The organism is Myroides odoratimimus (assembly GCF_038039805.1).
GTDB classification, from domain to species: Bacteria; Bacteroidota; Bacteroidia; order Flavobacteriales; family Flavobacteriaceae; genus Flavobacterium; species Flavobacterium odoratimimum_B.
In genome coordinates this window covers 353,119-371,592 of record NZ_JBBPHK010000001.1, presented here as the reverse complement: position 1 = coordinate 371,592, position 18,474 = coordinate 353,119, and the positions used below count along the sequence as shown (strand labels likewise).

The window sequence follows — 18,474 nt, the reverse complement described above, 5'->3', positions numbered from 1 at the left end:
GTTGTTAGAAAGCCGAAGCTTTAAGTTGTAAACCTGTTTTTTCGTCTAATCCGAATAGCAGGTTCATGTTTTGAACAGCTTGTCCGCTTGCTCCTTTTAGTAGGTTATCTATCGCGCTGGTCACTAATACATCATTTCCATTCTTTACGATAGACACCAAGCATTTATTCGTATTTACCACTTGCTTTAGGTCAATACCCTTTTTGCTTATGTGTGTAAATGGATGCGATGCATAATACTTCTCATAAACATTATACAGTTCCTCTTCTGTCAAAGTCGATTCAAACATCACACTGGCAAAAATCCCTCTCGCAAAGTCTCCTCTCTCTGGGATAAACTTGATATTCTGTACATAGTCTGGCTGTAACTGTACAAGGCTTTCTCCTATCTCACTAAGGTGTTGGTGAGTGAAGGCTTTATATACGGATATATTATTCGCTCTCCAACTAAAGTGAGATGTAGTAGATAGACTCTGACCTGCACCAGTAGACCCTGTCAAAGCATTGATATAAACAGACTCAGGCATCTTAGCTGCATGTGCTAAAGGCAACAAGGCTAACTGAAGTGCTGTAGCAAAACAACCTGGATTAGCAATGTAATTCGCTTTCTTTATCTTCTCTTTATTCAGCTCTGGCAATCCGTAAACGAACTCTCCAGCTGTGTCTTTTAATCTAAAGTCTTGGCTGAGGTCTATAATCTTAATCTCCTTATCAATGTTATTCTCTGCTAAGAATACTTTAGAATCGCCATGCCCCATACACAAGAACAGTACATCGATATCCTGCATCAAGATATTCGTAAACTGTAAGTCTGTATCTCCAAACAAGTCTGTATGCACCTCATATACAGGCTTACCTGCACTACTATTAGAGTGTACAAAGGCAATCTCTACTGCTGGATGAGGTAAGAGAAGTCTTAGTAACTCTCCTCCTGTATAACCAGCACCTCCTACTATTCCTGCTTTTATTGTTTGCATAGTTTTATTGGTCTTGGTTATTAACTTTGTGCCAAATCATTACTTGGTTACCGAAGATCTTAGAGAACCCTTTTACATCTTCGCCTGTCCATGCATTGTTCATCTCTCCATAGCTACCAAACTTATTAGACATCAGATCATGCGCTGACTCAATACCTATCACTACAAAACGGTGTGGGTGTAACTCTACTGTAACTTTTCCACTTACTGTCGCCTGTGTACTACTCAAAAATGCTTCCATATCTCTCATTACTGGATCGTGGAATTGCCCTTCGTGTAAGTAGTTACCATAGAATGAAGCTAATTGTTCTTTCCAGCTCAATTGCCATTTGGTCAACGTATGTTTCTCTAAAGTGTGGTGAGCTTTCACTAAAATAATAGGTCCTGCTGCTTCAAAACCAACTCTACCTTTGATACCAATGATCGTATCCCCTACGTGGATATCTCTACCGATACCAAATGGTTGTGCCATATCTTGTAATTGTTGGATAACCTCAGTAGGTTTTAGTTGCTTACCATTTAGAGCTACTGGCTCACCTTTCTCAAAAGTAATCTCCACTGTTTCAGGAGTAACTTTAGTAATCGGTGTAGGCCATGCCTCTTCAGGTAAATATAAATGAGAAGTTAGGGTTTCTTTTCCACCTACTGAAGTTCCCCATAATCCTTTATTAATTGAGTATTTTGCTTTCTCTGCATTGATTTCAACACCGTGTTTTTGCAAGAAGTCAATCTCCTCTTCTCTACTTAACTTTAAATCTCTAATCGGTGTAATAATCTGAACATTAGGCACCAAAATATTAAAGATCATATCGAAACGCACCTGATCATTTCCAGCACCTGTACTACCATGCGCTACCGCTTCTGCCCCTATCTTCTTAGCGTAATTAGCAATAGCTGTAGCTTGACATACACGCTCAGCACTTACTGATAATGGGTAAGTCGCATTCTTCAATACGTTACCAAATATCAAGTACTTCACACTATCGTTATAGTAATCTTCTGTCTCATCTATAGTCGTATGAGAAGCCACCCCTAAGGCGTACGCTTTCTCCTCGATAACCTTCACTTCCTCAGCGTCGAAGCCCCCAGTGTTTACCACTACAGAGTGTACTTCATACCCTAATTCTTCTTTTAAATAAATGACGCAGAAGCTCGTGTCTAATCCTCCGCTAAATGCTAATACTACTTTCTTATTGTTCATGATAGATAGGTTTAAAATTAAAATAGATTCGTTTTTTTGACTGTCTTCTTTAATTGCATTTGCAATCTCTTGAGCAAAGAATACTTTTTTTGCATTCCTTTGAGTCTTTCTTTTGCTTTCGCCTTTTGGTCTATTTTATTGCGAAGCTCTTTTTCTTTGTCCTCAGGGTTCCAAAGCATAGCTGTACACAGACAGTTCTTCTTCTCTTTGCTCTGTAAAATTTGGAAGTTAACACAACTCTCACACCCTTTCCAGAACATCTCATCTTGTGTCAATTCTGAATAAGGAACAGGCTCATAGCCTAATTCTGAGTTGATCTTCATCACAGCAAACCCAGTAGTTAGACCGAATATTTTAGCCTTTGGATACTTCTCTCTTGACAATTCGAATACGCGTTTTTTAATCGCTTTGGCCAGCCCTTCTTTTCTAAAAGTAGGATTGACAATCAGTCCAGAGTTGGCTACGTAATCACCGTGACTCCATGTCTCGATATAACAAAAACCAGCCCACGTACCATCTACGTGCAAAGCGATAACAGCCTTGCCCTCAACCATTTTAGTAGCTACGTACTCTGGTTTTCTTCTTGCGATACCCGTCCCTCTGGCAAGAGCCGACTGAGCCATCTCTTCACAAATTTGTTCCGCATATCCTACGTGTGTTTCATTCGCAGGAATAACGATAAACTGATTTGAATTCATTTCAAAACAAGTGATTAGGAATCAAACGCGCTGAAATATTGATACCGAATAGGTACAACAATATACAAACTGTCTGAAAAGCATTAAAAATCAATGATATATGTACAGATATAATGCCAAAGAAGGCATTATATTAAAAAAGGCTAAAAAAGATTAAGCCCGGACGCGAGATACCCGCGATGTAGAAACAGAAGAAACCGCAACAAATGCAAGAGCAATGTTGTCAGAAATAAAAGTCATATTTAAATCGGTTTTCTTCATATCGTATTTGTGCTTAAAGAAGCATGGACAAAGTTTTCTAATTTAAATCGGATTATGCAAGCTTTTTCTTAAAAAAATAAAACAGCCCTCAATGCCTTATATACTACAAGATTGGGTAGCATAAGCGAAAAAATATTTAATAAAAAATTTACCTATATTTGTTTTAAAACGTCATATTCTCCTTCTAACCAGATGAAAACAACACTAAAAAAACTTTCTGATTCGAGAAGGTAAAACACTGTCATGAAAGTAAATTTTGCTTCTAAGTGATGCAAATCTGTTGGCATAGTGGTCGCGTAGTGATCGCATAAAAATACGCCAAAACTATGCGACCACTATGCGATCATAATCCGATCACTATGCGACCACTCCTCTCAAAATAAACAAAAAAACCCTATTCAATATCACGAATTTCGAGATACTGAATAGGGTTTATAGCTGTATTTATAATTAATTAGTAACTGATTAGACTCTTCACGTCATAATTAGCTAACTTATCTCTTCCGTGTAAGAATGATAGTTCCATTAAAAAGTTTACTTGTACTATCTCTCCACCTAAACGCTCTACAAGCTTGCAAACAGCCTCAGCTGTACCGCCAGTAGCTAATACGTCATCGTGGATTAATACCTTCTCTCCTGGTTTAATCGAATCGGTATGTATCTCTAGAATATCTGTTCCATATTCTAGTCCATACGCTTCAGATATAGTGTCAAAAGGAAGCTTACCTGGCTTGCGCACAGGAACAAATCCTGCTCCTAGCTTCTCCGCTAATAAGGTTGCAAAAAAATAACCTCGACTCTCCATCCCCACCACTCTATCGATCTTCTTATCACCTACTAATGCCAATAGCTGATTAGTAGCTTCTACCATAGCTGCATGGTCGTTTAATAATGGAGTGATATCTTTAAAACCAATACCTTCCTTCGGAAAATCTTGAATATCTCTAATATAATCTGCTATGTTCATAGTCAATATTTTATACTGCAAAAATACAATTATTTATCTGATTTTATTACTTCTATAACCTTGTCACACACGACTTGTGGATCTATCGTATGCATCGCCTTTTCGTACCCTTCTACAACCTTATTTCCATACACAGAAGTAGGTAATAACGGATACTGTGATCTATCTGCAGTGATACAATAATCTGCAGGTTGATTAAACGGAGCAAAACCTGCGTAAGGATGTGTCGCTCCCCAAAGAGTTACAACTTTCTTGCCAAGCATAGCGGCTATATGTGCATTACCTGAATCCATAGATAGCATTACGTCTAAATGCTGAATAAGATTAATCTCTATATCAAACTTCACCTTACCTGCCATCACGATTACATTATAATTATCGCGTTTTAGTTGGTTTAGTAAAGCTATCTCTTTCTCACCTCCTCCGAATAAGAAAATAATAGACTTCTCGCGTTCTGCTAAAGAATCTACTACTTGTTGCATCAGGCTAAGAGGGTATACTTTGGTATCATACTGTGCGAAGGGAGCAATCCCTATCCATACGGTATCTTTCTCTTTTACATATTGCAATAACTCTGAGGCCAAAGGAGGGGTTGCAGGAAATTGAGGATTCGTTAAGTCTACTTTAAAGCCAAGTTTAGCTAATGTGTTCTGATGATTAGAAAACATCGTAGGTAACTGTTTAAAAACTTTGTTCTCTGCTCGGGTAAGTTCTTTCTTTCCTTCTCTTCCTTTGTCTAAGGCAGCAACTTTAGTACCGCTCAAACTAAATAAAGATCTGATAATCTGTGCTCGTAGTACATTGTGAAAATCAGCAAAATAATCAACCTTAAGTTTCTTTAAATCACTAAATAATCTAATCAAACCTAAGAACCCCTTGTGTCGTTTCTTTACATCAACTGCAAAGAAATCAACTCTGTCTATATCTTTAAAAAAAGGTTTGAAAAAAGGACGAGATACTACAGTCACTCGTACATCTGGATGCTGTGCTACCAAAGCACGCACTACAGGAACAGTCATAGCGACATCTCCCATAGCAGACAGCCTAAATATCAATATATGTTTTAATTGTGCCACAACAAGTTAAATTAGGTTATGAACAAGAAAAGCGTGAATACTCACGCTTTCTATATTTTTTTATCAAAGATAATATTATTTCTTGTTTTGGTACAATACTGGGTTTAATTCCTCATCATTATACATTTTCATTTGCTTGTACACTTTCATATACTTATCTCCATTAGCGATATCATTTAATAAATCATCGATAGCTGTAGTTAAGTCTTTCTTTTGTTCTAAAAGAACGTCTAATTTAGCTTGACATTTATCTCTGTGGTCTTGAGTAGCTTCAGGTCTAGTAGCTTCTTCGTTCATGTGATAAATCTTAAGTGCTAAGATAGATAGTCTATCAATAGCCCAAGCAGGACTTTCAGAATTGATTTTAGCACCAGCCTTTACTTGAACATCTTTATGTTTTTGTAAAAAGTAACTATCTATGTACTCAACCATATCTGTACGCTCTTGATTCGAAGCATCAATTCTTCTTTTCAATGTTAATGCAGCAACAGGATCGATCTGTGGATCGCGGATAATATCTTCGAAATGCCATTGAACAGTGTCAATCCAGTTCTTTAAATACAATAAATGTTTAATATCATCTTTTGGATATGGGTTGTTGATTGGCTGGTCAACATTATCAAATTTATGATAGTCACGAATACTCTCTTCGAATATTGGAAATGCTAATTCTGAAAACATACTAATTATTTTATTTACAAATATAGTTTTTATACCTTTATCGTACTAATTATACCGAGATGAAAATTCATTATATTTCAGCAGAAAACAGTATCCTAAACCACTTTTTAGCACAACTTAGAGACGTTAATATCCAAAAAGATAGCATGCGATTTAGAAAAAATATCGAGCGAATCGGAGAGATTATGTCTTATGAGTTAAGCAAAAAATTACCGTATAAGGATATCGCTGTACAAACTCCTTTAGGAGTAAAACACACGACTTGTATTGAAGACAATGTAGTATTATGTTCTATCCTACGCGCTGGATTAGCTCTGCACACAGGTTTTATGAACTTCTTTGACAATGCTGAGAACGGATTCGTATCTGCTTATCGCCGTCATGGAAAACACGGTGAGGCTAGTGAGATATTAGTAGAATATCAAGCGGCACCTTCATTCCAAGACAAAATATTGATTCTTATTGACCCAATGTTAGCTACAGGACAATCTCTAGTGGCTGTAATCAATAAGTTAATGGCAGAAGAAAAGCCTAAAGAACTACATATCGCAGTAGTTATCGCTGCTCCTGAAGGAGTACAATACTTAGAAGAAAACCTTCCTGATAATGTAAATCTATGGGTAGCTACTCTAGATGAGAAATTAGACGATCACAACTATATCGTACCAGGATTAGGTGATGCTGGAGATCTAGCATACGGACATAAACTATAATACTAACTGCATAAAATAGAAGAATAGCCCTAGTCCGAATACGCTGTATACTATGGCTTCTCTTCTCCACTTCTGTGGAATATCTTCTATATAGTTAGCTCCTAACACAGCTAATGGGAAGAAAGTAAATATTAAAGTTCCGTTGTTTTTATCAGCAGAAATCACATAAATAGCAACGCCTATAAGGAAAGATAACAGTATTTTCTTATAGGTGCTTTGCATATTAAAAGGTTTTGAAGAAATACTTGCCGCTTGACTAACAAAGAACAGTAAAGCGATAGGAACATAAACTGCCAAAGCGACATTCTGATATACGTTCTCAAAATACATAAAGTCAAAACTCACTTTGCACTTCTCCCAAAACCAATCATAATAACTACCATCTGTAACCACTAAGTATAATTCTAAAAAAATAGAGACACAGAAAAAAGCAATGATTGGAATAAACCAATTTCTATAATCTTTCGCTCCAAAATAGGTTATCGCAAAGAACAATAGAAGCAAGAATAGCACACTCCAAAAATGAAATAAACCTGCTACAAAAATCCACAAAGAGGTATCAAACATTTTTTCCTTAGACTGCTTCAATGAATGTAATGAGAATATTCTTCTCAATGCTAGCATGATAAAATAGTTGGCTATAATAACCTTACTATGTACTAGAACCGTAGGAAATAACATTAAAAAAGATACAAATAGTAGAGGTACATAAGCATTATCCCTTACTAATCGATTACGAGTAGCAATAAACTGGGACAAATACATCATCACCATTAGCAAAGCCAGTAAAACAGTTCTTTTACCAAACTCATAAGTAGTCCAAACCAGCTGATCTTGGTCTATAAATAAATACAAAACACTGATTAATAGAATTAAAATGGTCAGTATAATGTAATTAATTGGTTTTGTTTTACTAAAAATACTTGCTAACATTTATATATTTTATATTTTTGTACATATTAAACCTATACTTCCTCTTTTTGGGTTGCGTAAGTTTAGTAACGGATTAATAAAATAATTTTATTTAATTTAAAATAAAGTACAATGACTTCATTTTTTCTTGGATTAGGATTCCTTTTTGAAAAAGTTCTATTTATTCCAATGGATCTTTTTGCAAAATTAGAATTAACAAATTGGTGGACTGCAAATATTATTACTTGGGCGTTTATCCTTATTACTTGCTACTATTTTGCTTTTTGGTTAAAACAACTAAAAATCTTCAAAGCAAATAATGAAGATGACCAAGATACTACAGCCCACTCATTTTTAAAATAGTTTCGATTTTTACAAATCGAAACCTATATCTGAACGGAAATAAATCTTATCGAAATTTAGCTTAGCTATGTTTTGATAAGATTTTTTTAATGCCTCATCGTAACTATTTCCATAAGATGTAACAGCTAATACACGACCTCCATTAGTCACTACCTCTCCATCTTTTAACGCTGTTCCAGCATGGAATACAATAGAGTCTGTTACATCGTCTATACCTGTAATTACTTTCCCTTTCTCATAATCTTCTGGATAACCACCCGATACTAACATTACTGTCGTAGCTGTACGCTCATCTAGTTCTATGTCCATCGTGTCTAAAGTCTCATTCGCTACTGCTTCAAAAAGGTCTACTAAATCAGTCTTTACTCTAGGCATCACCACTTCTGTCTCAGGATCTCCCATACGCACATTATACTCAATCACGAATGGATCATCACCTACCTTAATCAATCCAATGAATACAAAACCTTTAAAGTCTAAGTTATCTTCTTGTAATCCTCTTACAGTCGGAATAACTACTCTCTCTTCTACTTTCTTTAAAAAGTCATCAGTCGCAAAAGGAACTGGAGAAACTGCTCCCATACCTCCTGTATTTAACCCTTTATCTCCTTCTCCTATTCTCTTGTAGTCTTTTGCTGTTGGTAATAACTTATACGATTTACCATCAGTTAATACAAAACAGCTCAGTTCTATACCAGACAAGAATTCTTCAATAACTACCTTAGAACTAGCATCACCAAACTTAGCATCTACTAGCATATTCTCTAACTCTGCCTTAGCTTCATTAATGTCCTCTAAAATAACTACACCTTTACCAGCTGCTAACCCATCTGCTTTCAATACATAAGGAGCTTTAACTGTCTCTAAGAACTTCTTTCCTTCCTCTACCGTATCTTTAGTAAAAGTAGCATAACCTGCTGTCGGTATATTATGTTTAAATAAAAACTCTTTAGCGAAGTCTTTACTTCCTTCTAATTGAGCTCCTTTCATAGAAGGCCCAATTACAGGAATATGATTTACTTGATCATCTCCTTTAAAGAAATCTACAATTCCTTTTACAAGAGGATCTTCAGGTCCTACTACCACCATATCAATCTTATGTTCTAAAACAGTAGCTTTCACTGCCTCAAAATCATTTGGATTGACAGCTATATTCTTAGCAATCTTCGCTGTACCAGCATTTCCTGGTGCCACGAATAATTCTTCACATTTAGAACTTTGAAGCATTTTCCAAGCAAGTGCGTGCTCACGTCCTCCTGAACCTAATAGTAAAATTTTCATTAATTGTGTTGTTTGTTATTAAACACCAAAAATAAATATAATTAAATCAATAAAGAAAGTTACACTAAATAAAAAAGCATCTAATTTAGTTTAGATGCTTTTTTATTAATATGCTTTTTTTTCTCCTTTAAAAACATTGTAAACAGTAAGATACACAATCTTTAAATCTAAGAGTATAGACCAGTTCTCTAAATAAAACAAATCATACTTGAATCGATTAATAATATCTCTATCCGTTTCTATTTCTCCTCTATATCCGTGTGTCTGTGCCATCCCAGTAATTCCAGGTTTAATAAGGTGGCGTAGCATGAATTTATTCACCCTTTTAGAATATAACTTCGTATGAACCACCATATGAGGTCTAGGCCCAACAATAGACATATCTCCTAAAAAGACATTAATAAACTGAGGGAATTCATCTAAGCTAGTTTTACGAATAAAAGCTCCTATTTTAGTTACACGCATATCGTTCTTAGTCGCTTGCTTCTGATCACAATCATCATTTACAGCCATAGACCTGAACTTATAACATATAAACTCTTCATCATTGACTCCTGTTCTCTTTTGTTTAAAGAATACAGGTCCTTTTGATTCTCTTTTGATCAAAATAGCGAGTAAAGGAAATAACCAAGATAATACAAATACAATCACTAAAGATGAAAAGACAATATCAAATAGTCTTTTTAATAACTTATTATAGGGTTTATCTAAAGGAATAACACGTCTAGGAACAATCGCTATCAGGTCGTAATAGTCTACCTTAAGATTATGTGTAATAATCTGTTTTTGGGTAGGTACATACTTTAATGTTACTAGGTTATTATCTGCTAACTCTAATAATCTATGATAATCCTCTCCTTGAATTATAGAGAATTGTATATAGATCTCATCTACCTTATTCTCCAAGATAAGTTGTTCTATCTCATCTACTTTTTCTAAACATAATACATCATCATAAGTAGCAACTATTCTATATCCAAGGTCACCTCGTTTTATAAACAGTTTATTTAATAAAGATATTTCCTTGCTCTTTCCTATTAAAATTATATTTCTAGAGTTACCACCTAGTACCTTTCTGAAATATTTTAAAGAAAAAAAGATAAAGAACTTCACTCCTGTAATAATTCCAAAAGCGTATACACAATATAAGAATATCTCTAAAGGTTCTGCAAACCTAGCTGCAATCCCGTTAAACGAGGTGATCAATACTAAGATTAGAACGAATTGCTTTACTATTTTCTCTCCAATCTTAAATACTCGTGTATGTCTGAAGACTCCGTAAAAGTCACTCATCCATGCTGCAATAATCCAACCAATAGTAATGACTAAATGAAATAGGTATACTCCCTCTAAACTAGAGAAGTATAAAGCCGCCATTGTATTGATTACAAACAAATCAATAGCTATAGTCAATGGTCTAATTAAATACGAATATCTACCTGAATTTTTACTCACTAATATATATACTTTGAAAAATCTTTATGCTCTTCTCTTAATAAATCCTCGCTAGAATAGGCCTTAAAGTACTCATACGTCAACTTCATACCTTCACTTCGACCAACTTTTGGTTCCCAACCTAATATTTTCTGAGCCTTTTCAATACTAGGACAACGTTGTAAAGGATCATTTATTGGTAAATCCTTATAAATAATCTTTTGTTCTGACTGGGTAAGGGCTATAATCTCTTTGGCAAAATCTAATATTGTAATCTCATCTGGGTTTCCAATATTAACTGGTAGATGATAATCTGATAACAGTAATCTATAAATACCGTCAACTTGATCATCTACATAACAGAAAGATCTAGTCTGACTACCATCTCCAAAAACAGTTAAATCTTCTCCTCTTAGTGCTTGTCCAATAAACGCAGGTATAACACGTCCATCATTAAGTCTCATACGAGGGCCATAAGTGTTGAAAATACGTACTATTCTTGTTTCTACATTATGGAATGTATGATATGCCATTGTAATAGATTCTTGGAATCGCTTAGCTTCATCATATACTCCTCTCGGTCCTATCGTATTTACATTTCCGTAGTACTCTTCTGTCTGTGGATGTACTAATGGATCTCCATATATCTCTGATGTAGATGCTATCAAAATACGCGCTCCTTTTACACGAGCTAAGCCAAGTAGATTATGTGTTCCTAATGAACCTACTTTTAGCGTCTGAATAGGTATCTTTAAATAGTCTATTGGACTTGCTGGTGATGCAAAATGAAGTATATAATCTAATTTTCCAGGTATATGAACAAACTTCGTTACATCATGATGGTAAAACTCGAAGTTCTCTAATTGAAATAAGTGTTGGATATTCTTTAAATCACCTGTGATTAAATTATCCATTCCTATCACATGATATCCTTCATTTATAAATCGATCACATAGATGTGAACCTAAAAAACCTGCTGCTCCTGTTATTAATATTTTTTTCATCCTTACTATTTCATTGCATCTGCTAATTTACAGAGACTTTATTTCTCAAACTATACTTTATTTTATAAAAACTTCACTTGAAATAAGTAAATTTACCACTTATTCCTTTATAACATGAAAGTAGTTCATATAGTAGAATCTTTTGGTGGAGGTGTTTACACATACTTTAAAGATCTAGCTCTTTTTTTTTCTAATGTTCCTGAAGTTGAAACTTATATTATCTACAGTAATAACCGAAACGAAGTTACATCTCAGCAAATTTTAAACGACTTCCCTTCCAATATTAATATGATCTGTTTAGGTATGGAAAAAGACTTAAAACCAATTAAGGATATAAGAGCTTCTTTTAAAATTGCTAAAACAATCAATCAAATTAAACCAGATATTATACATCTTCATTCTTCTAAAGCAGGTGTTATTGGCCGTGTAGCAGCATTTCTAAATTTTAAAAGAAAAAATATCTACTACACTCCACATGGTTATTCATTTCTTAAATTAGATATTTCTCCTTTAAAAAGAAAGATCTTCTATGGTATTGAAAAATTATCACAATTATTATTAGGTGGTACTACAATCGCTTGTGGTGATACAGAATATGCAATAGCTCAAAGGATTGGTAAAAGTTTTTTAGTTAGAAATGGAATTAATATTAAAAACCTACTAAATCATTTTAATCCCACACAAACAAAAGGTTCTAATCGTTTAAAAATTGGAACTATTGGAAGAATTATGCCTCAAAAAAACCCAAAACTATTTAATCATATTGCCGAACTATTTCCACAGTATGATTTCATATGGATAGGAGATGGTGATCAAAAAAATCTATTACAAGCTAACAATATTAAAATTACAGGATGGTTACATAATTCCACTGACATTTTTTCATACTTAAATGATATAGATCTATACATACAAACTTCATTATGGGAAGGTTTACCTATTGCTATATTAGAAGCAATGGCTTTCCATAAACCTATTATTGCAACAAATGTAATTGGTAATAAAGATGTTGTTATAAATGGCTATAATGGCTTTTTATTCAATGAAGCAAATGACCTAAAAGACATCTTACCTTTATTCGAAAACAAAAACCTAATAGCTGAACTTGGTAACAATGCTTTCAATGACTGTAATTCTAAATATAACTGGGATAAAAACTTTAAAATATTATTAGATATTTACAACTCTTAATAACATTCTAATACTGACCACTCTTTCTTATAGTTAATATCATATACAAACTAAATCCAAATAAATACGCTCCTAATTGTCTATCTAATAAGTTTTCAACAAAACAAAAATTAAATAGACAGACCAATAATCCTATTGAAAAAAAACTCTTCCTAACTCTTAAGGCAGTTCTAACAAATAAACTTAACAATAGCACTACCCCAATAGTTCCTGATAACAAATAATATTCAATAAACTGATTATGGGTATTAAATAATGCATCAAGAAAATACTGTCTCATTTTATTACCATGTGTAGAATCATCATAACATTGAGCTAATTTTTTGTCTATAATACCAATATTACCTACTCCAACTATAGGACTAAAGTCTTTTTCTTTTGCTATAGAACTAGCGCATCTCCATATTATTATTCTAGGTTCTTTTTCTGCTAACTTATCAATCACATTTGTCCCGATTAAAGTATCTACTTCAAAGCGATTCCTAAGAGTTGGACTCACTGATACTATTCCTATACTGAAAGATAGTAACAATATCAGTAAACCAAACTTATAAAGTACCTTCATCTTATTATAGAAAACATAATAGATTATTCCAATACATGCTAATGAAACTAATTGAATACGGATAGCTATAAACACCATATAGCATACAAAAAGCAGTGCTGCCCCTAAATATATATACCTCACTTTACTCTTAATCTTTGAAAACATAAAAAGAGAAAGAATTATACCTATATTCAGTATAAACCCTAAATAAGGTCTTGCAACAATAAGCATAGGATCAATATGTCCTCCTGTACTCATATTGAATTCATCACTGCTAATAAAATAGTTATATATATTAAATCCTCCTCCTAAAATTAAACCAAAAACCACAAAAATAATTGTTTTGCACAAAAAATGGACATTAGTAACTTTAAATAAGCAAATAAACGAAGTAATTAATAAACCTAAAAAACCTATTCTTTTATCCCCTAAATCATCGCCAAGAAAAGCTATTAGTAATTGATAAAAAATTAGAGCTAACAACATAAAAATCACGCCCTTATTCTCTCTAAAATAATCCTTAAATTCTATGAGACCATCTTTATAATTAAGAAATGATGTTATAAAAACTAATGGAAGAACAATATTAACTATCTTTAAATCAAATAATAAAAAAGCTAAATAAATAATAACTAAACTTAAATTTAACTTCTTCAAAAATTCTTTACCCTTAACAGACATATTTCATAAAAATTTACTAATAAACACCCTACGAAAATACTTCAAAATCGAAAAACAATAGCAAATAACTAATTCAAATAAACTCAATTTACCTTTCATATAGAAATATCTAAAATTAGACAGTTCTCCTTTCTCCATCTTATTTAGATCCCCTGACAAACCAGAGTCACCAAAATCACGTTTATTTAAAATACTATTGGATAAATTATCTTCTAAAATAACACCTACTTTTCCATCTTTTAGGAGCTCCCAAAAAAAACGATAGTCTTCCGAATGCTTTTGATTAACATTGAAAAACAAACCTTTTAAACTATTCCTATTAACCATTGTAGAAGACGTTAAAAAGTAATTTTTAAGTCTCATCTGTTTAAAATTTACCTTAAACTTTTTAATACTAGATAACTGCTCGTTCAACTTTCCTTTCCCACCTCCTATACTAACAATAGAGTCATCCAATAAAATAACATTTACTTGTGTTTTTACTTTATCTAGATGCCACATATCATCTGAATCTAAAAATGCAATCCAATCACCAGTAGAAACTCTAATACCATTATTTCTAGCCTCCGAAGGCCCCCTATTTTCTTGGTTCTTGATGATTATTTTTGTATCATGTCTCGTTTGATACTTACTCTGCAACTCCTTCAATTTAATCAATGTCCCATCTGTAGAACCATCATTCACTAGAATAATTTCATATATCGGATAGCTCTGATTATAAGCACTATCAAAACACACTTCTATTGTTTCAACACAATTATAGCATGGAATTACAACTGAAATCTTAACATTATACATTTTCTAAACTATCTTTTTTTAATAACAACAAGAAACCGTAACTAATCCAAAATCCGTACAGAATATAATCATCATTTTGTCCCCAATTTATAATAAGACCAACAAAAGAAATCAATAATACTTTAGCAAATAGTTGATTAATACTTAGCCCTCTTTTTATTTCATAAATACTTTCTTTTACAACAACTACTAGAAAAATAATAAATACGGTAAATCCTACAATTCCTAATTCTGCTAACAACTTTGTATATAAATTAAAAGCAGGCGGATACATTCTCTCATTTTCATTCAAATAAATATTTGTAAACTCATAGTTATCTTTTACAGCCCATTCAGGATAATAACCTCTTTTATAATAAGTTTCTTGTCCAAGGCCAACACCATAAACAGGTGAATCCATAAAAACCTTTATAGACGCTACTTGCATTCCAATTCTACTTTTATTCGAAATACTAGTACCTATTATGGATTCAACCCCTTCCTTATTTAGTTGATTCTTTATCGCCCAACCAGCTAAACTCAATATAAATATACCTCCTAGAACTATTATACTAATACATACTTTTTTATACTTATTTATGAAGTTTCTAATTGGAGACAGAAACAATAAAATTACAATAACTTGTGGTATCACAGAAAGAATAGCTGATCGAGCACCACTAAAATAAACTAACAATAAAACCATTGTAAATGGAACAAAACGCCATGTGCTTTTATGTGTCAAAGTATAACTAAACATCCAACCACTAATAAAAACTAAATATGTACCTAAAGCAGGAACCTCATAAGATACGGAATTAAGTCTTCCTTGACTATAAAAAAGAGTTCCCCTAACAAAAGGAAGAACATCTAAAGAATAATATACTGCTCTTAATTCCTCAAAACCCAATCTCAAAATTAAAAACTGAATCACTGCATAAAAGAAAACAAAAATAAATGATGCTAACAATACTTTTCTTACTGTCTTAAATATAACTTCAATCTGAATATCTTTAAATACTGTCAAAATTAATATAACCAATCCTACTCCAGCATAAAGCAACATAAATAAATTAACAAGAAACATATGTATCCCCGTCTTCTGCTTAAAAAATTGAGTAAGTACATCTCCTATATTTAAAAATGTTGATAATACTGCAACTATAATAAATAAACAAAATACACGATAAGATTCTTTAATTGGTGGAAACATAATATCCCCTTTAAAAAACAGTATTCTGAAAGACATTAATAATAGTATTGGTATCCAAAAATAGGCAACTCCATTAGTTTTAAAAATACTCAGTACTTTATAACCTTCTATATTATTAAAAGGAAGAAAAAACAAACCTAAAAAAAACAAACCTAGTATTATTCTCTTAAAATCCATTTAATTCAATTTTCTAATTAACTCTATCAAGCCTATTTTTTTTAAAAAAAATAAAATCAAAACTATAGTATTCAAAATTATTACATTTTTAAATCGAATGTTATGGACTACTATTCTTTCAAATTTTGAAGCTCTAGAAAAATACTCTTTATCTAGTTGACCTACTGCTTTTTGTACAGTAATATTTTCCACTATCATTTTTATGTAATTATTTTTTTCTTTTAAAGTGATTCTAATATCTGACATTCGATATATTAGAAAACAAACACTATAAATTAAACGTGCAGACTTAAAACGAATAAGCTCATCTTCTGTAAAATTTAAATCAAAAAAAGATTTATAATTATATTCATATTTTTTAATTAATTCTTTAAATACGTTACTTTTAATAAAATCTCTAGTAACACTCGATTGATTATCTGAATAGAAATAACCTGCATAAGAAATATTTTTAATTGAACTCATACGAGTAAAAACATTCAGATTAAACATTCCATCCTCTTCTAATGATAATTCACCATCAAATAGAATATAATTATCTTCTAAAAAGCTTCTTCTATATAATTTATTAACTACTGAAAGTAAATCGATCACTTCTATTGATAAGTATACGGGTAGTATTTCATTAGCAAAACTATCTCTTGAATAAGTAAAATTATCCTTAAGTATACTTTCCTTTTGAATATATTTTCCATCACGTTCAATATTTAAATAAGAACTTACAACATCACACTCTTTTGCATTATTATATAATGTTGAATACATATCATACTTTACATAATCATCTGCATCAACAAATCCAATATATTCTCCTAAAGCTAAGCTAATTCCAATATTTCTAGCAATACTAACTCCTTCATTGTTCTTACTTATAATTCTTAATCTTTCGTCTTTTATATCACTGAGAACTTCTAATGTTCTATCTGTAGAGCCATCATTAACAATAATAATTTCAAGTTCAAGCAGGTTTTGATTTAAAAGAGAGTCTACTGCTCTTTTAATATACTTTTCTCCATTATATACAGGAACTATAATACTAACTTTTGGTGTCATACTCATATTTAAAAAATGGCCTTGAATAATACCACATACCTATAACTAATAATAATTGTGCTATCACATTACTTACTGATGTTCCAATAAATCCAAAAAAATATGTAAATGAAAATGAAAACAAAACGCTAATAATAGAAGTAAAGAAAAACACACTAAAAAACAATTTTTCTTTTCCATTTGTTAGCAAGACTAACTTACCAAATACCTGATCTAGAAAAGATAACATTGGAAATAAAATCATAATTCTAAAAACAACAACACTCGATTTATTTGGTTCACCGAATAGTACACTAAAAATAAAGTCAGCAGATATGAATAATAGAATTGCTCCAATGATATCAATTATTACTCCAAAATATGCTATCTTTTTTATCTGTCTGATTGCCTTATTTTTATCATTAATCATCAACTTAGATATATAAGGATATACTGCATTAATTATTGGAGCTTGAAAATTAGACACTGCACGTATCACTTTCTCTGCAGTAGCATAATAACCAACCGCTGTATTATTAAGTAAAAAACCAATAATCAATACATTCAAATTAGCTATAAGTGCTATTTGAAACTCAGAAAAGAACAAATACTTTCCTTTAATTAATTGGTATTTTATTCTACTCAAACTAGCTATCCTAAAAGAATAACCAAACTTTTTATTCACAATAACTAAAGCACTAACTCCACTAAATAAAAATCCTAGAGAAGTAAACAAGGGTGCTAATTGGTAATCAGATGATTTATTTACAAAAAAGAAAATAGCTATTGTAAAGATTGTTTTAAACAACACATTTAAATAAGTAATATACTTCATCTGTTGTATTCCTTGAAACAACCAAATAGGAAATATAGTCTGTCCTACTACACTTAGATAAGTAAATATATATACCCATCTATCTCCTGAGAACTTAGGGATTAGCAAAACAGTTAATAAAAATACTACTGTACATACTACTAATAAAAAGATTTTTGCAGTTAATACTTCGCTAAAAATTCTCTCCACATCCTTTTTCTTTTCAGACACAACAGAGATATCACGTGTTGCTGTATTATTAAATCCATATTCAACAACAATCTGAAAAAATGTTACAAATGCTAATGCAAAACTAATTAGTCCAAACTTTTCAACACCTACAACTCTTAACAGATAAGGAATAGTAAGAAAAGGTAAAAGGATATTTAAACCTTGAAGCACTGCAAGTGATAAGAAATTGCTAACTAAAACCTTATAATCCTTTTCATTCAAAAAAGCCTTTATCTTTTCCATG

18 protein-coding genes are annotated in these 18,474 nt (G+C 32.2%); 3 read left to right on the top strand and 15 right to left on the bottom strand.

All coding sequences use genetic code 11. From position 1 onward, the window contains the following. Positions 1-4: 4 nt before the first annotated feature. From argC to AABL85_RS01655, 6 genes are all read right to left on the bottom strand, one after another. Entirely contained in the window at positions 5-976 is a 972-nt protein-coding gene (gene argC, locus AABL85_RS01680) for an N-acetyl-gamma-glutamyl-phosphate reductase (protein ID WP_341308915.1), read from the bottom strand. A gap of 4 nt (positions 977-980) precedes the next feature. Next, entirely contained in the window at positions 981-2,177 is a 1,197-nt protein-coding gene (gene argG / locus AABL85_RS01675) for an argininosuccinate synthase (protein ID WP_341308914.1), read from the bottom strand. A gap of 17 nt (positions 2,178-2,194) precedes the next feature. After that, positions 2,195-2,875 carry a GNAT family N-acetyltransferase gene (locus tag AABL85_RS01670; RefSeq protein WP_155091951.1) on the bottom strand — a complete coding sequence of 227 codons (681 nt, stop codon included), beginning with the start codon at positions 2,873-2,875 and terminating at the stop codon, positions 2,195-2,197. Positions 2,876-3,590: 715 nt separating this feature from the next. Then, positions 3,591-4,103 carry an adenine phosphoribosyltransferase gene (locus tag AABL85_RS01665; protein ID WP_341308913.1) on the bottom strand — a complete coding sequence of 171 codons (513 nt, stop codon included), beginning with the start codon at positions 4,101-4,103 and terminating at the stop codon, positions 3,591-3,593. Positions 4,104-4,132: 29 nt separating this feature from the next. Further along, the gene (locus tag AABL85_RS01660) at positions 4,133-5,179 is read right to left on the bottom strand and encodes a glycosyltransferase family 9 protein (protein WP_341308912.1); all 1,047 of its coding nucleotides are present in this window, start codon (positions 5,177-5,179) and stop codon (positions 4,133-4,135) included. Between the two features lie 75 nt (positions 5,180-5,254). Further along, positions 5,255-5,860, bottom strand: coding sequence for a DUF4254 domain-containing protein (locus tag AABL85_RS01655; RefSeq protein ID WP_286415167.1), 606 nt, complete (start codon positions 5,858-5,860; stop codon positions 5,255-5,257). Between the two features lie 59 nt (positions 5,861-5,919). Between AABL85_RS01655 and upp the strand changes: the two genes are divergently transcribed. Next, on the top strand, positions 5,920-6,573 hold the full coding sequence (gene upp / locus AABL85_RS01650) for a uracil phosphoribosyltransferase (protein ID WP_006257988.1): 654 nt from the start codon (positions 5,920-5,922) through the stop codon (positions 6,571-6,573). On the opposite strand, the gene AABL85_RS01645 is transcribed toward upp, so the two are convergent. Next, positions 6,568-7,506: a DUF6427 family protein gene (locus AABL85_RS01645; RefSeq protein WP_286415165.1), complete on the bottom strand. Its 939-nt coding sequence runs from the start codon at positions 7,504-7,506 to the stop codon at positions 6,568-6,570. The genes upp and AABL85_RS01645 overlap by 6 nt on opposite strands. 111 nt (positions 7,507-7,617) lie before the next feature. Between AABL85_RS01645 and AABL85_RS01640 the strand changes: the two genes are divergently transcribed. Next, on the top strand, positions 7,618-7,848 hold the full coding sequence (locus AABL85_RS01640) for a DUF6341 family protein (RefSeq protein WP_006257986.1): 231 nt from the start codon (positions 7,618-7,620) through the stop codon (positions 7,846-7,848). Between the two features lie 9 nt (positions 7,849-7,857). On the opposite strand, the gene purD is transcribed toward AABL85_RS01640, so the two are convergent. The 3 genes from purD to AABL85_RS01625 all read right to left on the bottom strand — a co-directional run bounded on the left by purD (position 7,858) and on the right by AABL85_RS01625 (position 11,567). Then, positions 7,858-9,129 (bottom strand): phosphoribosylamine--glycine ligase, encoded by a 1,272-nt coding sequence (gene purD / locus AABL85_RS01635; RefSeq protein WP_286415164.1) that lies wholly within the window; start codon positions 9,127-9,129, stop codon positions 7,858-7,860. Between the two features lie 105 nt (positions 9,130-9,234). Continuing rightward, positions 9,235-10,584, bottom strand: coding sequence for an exopolysaccharide biosynthesis polyprenyl glycosylphosphotransferase (locus AABL85_RS01630; protein ID WP_341308911.1), 1,350 nt, complete (start codon positions 10,582-10,584; stop codon positions 9,235-9,237). Beyond that, the gene (locus AABL85_RS01625) at positions 10,584-11,567 is read right to left on the bottom strand and encodes a UDP-glucuronic acid decarboxylase family protein (protein ID WP_341308910.1); all 984 of its coding nucleotides are present in this window, start codon (positions 11,565-11,567) and stop codon (positions 10,584-10,586) included. The genes AABL85_RS01630 and AABL85_RS01625 overlap by 1 nt, the downstream gene beginning before the upstream one ends. Positions 11,568-11,681: 114 nt before the next feature. Between AABL85_RS01625 and AABL85_RS01620 the strand changes: the two genes are divergently transcribed. Continuing rightward, entirely contained in the window at positions 11,682-12,758 is a 1,077-nt protein-coding gene (locus AABL85_RS01620; RefSeq protein WP_341308909.1) for a glycosyltransferase, read from the top strand. Positions 12,759-12,765: 7 nt separating this feature from the next. On the opposite strand, the gene AABL85_RS01615 is transcribed toward AABL85_RS01620, so the two are convergent. From AABL85_RS01615 to AABL85_RS01595, 5 genes are read right to left on the bottom strand one after another with little or no spacing between them, the layout of a single operon-like run. Beyond that, positions 12,766-13,986 (bottom strand): O-antigen ligase family protein, encoded by a 1,221-nt coding sequence (locus AABL85_RS01615; RefSeq protein ID WP_341308908.1) that lies wholly within the window; start codon positions 13,984-13,986, stop codon positions 12,766-12,768. Between the two features lie 3 nt (positions 13,987-13,989). Beyond that, positions 13,990-14,784, bottom strand: a complete 795-nt coding sequence (locus tag AABL85_RS01610; protein WP_341308907.1) for a glycosyltransferase family A protein — start codon at positions 14,782-14,784, stop codon at positions 13,990-13,992. Beyond that, positions 14,777-16,153, bottom strand: coding sequence for an O-antigen ligase family protein (locus AABL85_RS01605; RefSeq protein WP_341308906.1), 1,377 nt, complete (start codon positions 16,151-16,153; stop codon positions 14,777-14,779). The genes AABL85_RS01610 and AABL85_RS01605 overlap by 8 nt, the downstream gene beginning before the upstream one ends. After that, positions 16,154-17,206 carry a glycosyltransferase family 2 protein gene (locus tag AABL85_RS01600; RefSeq protein WP_341308905.1) on the bottom strand — a complete coding sequence of 351 codons (1,053 nt, stop codon included), beginning with the start codon at positions 17,204-17,206 and terminating at the stop codon, positions 16,154-16,156. Beyond that, on the bottom strand, positions 17,190-18,473 hold the full coding sequence (locus tag AABL85_RS01595; protein WP_341308904.1) for a flippase: 1,284 nt from the start codon (positions 18,471-18,473) through the stop codon (positions 17,190-17,192). The genes AABL85_RS01600 and AABL85_RS01595 overlap by 17 nt, the downstream gene beginning before the upstream one ends. Position 18,474: the final 1 nt, after the last annotated feature.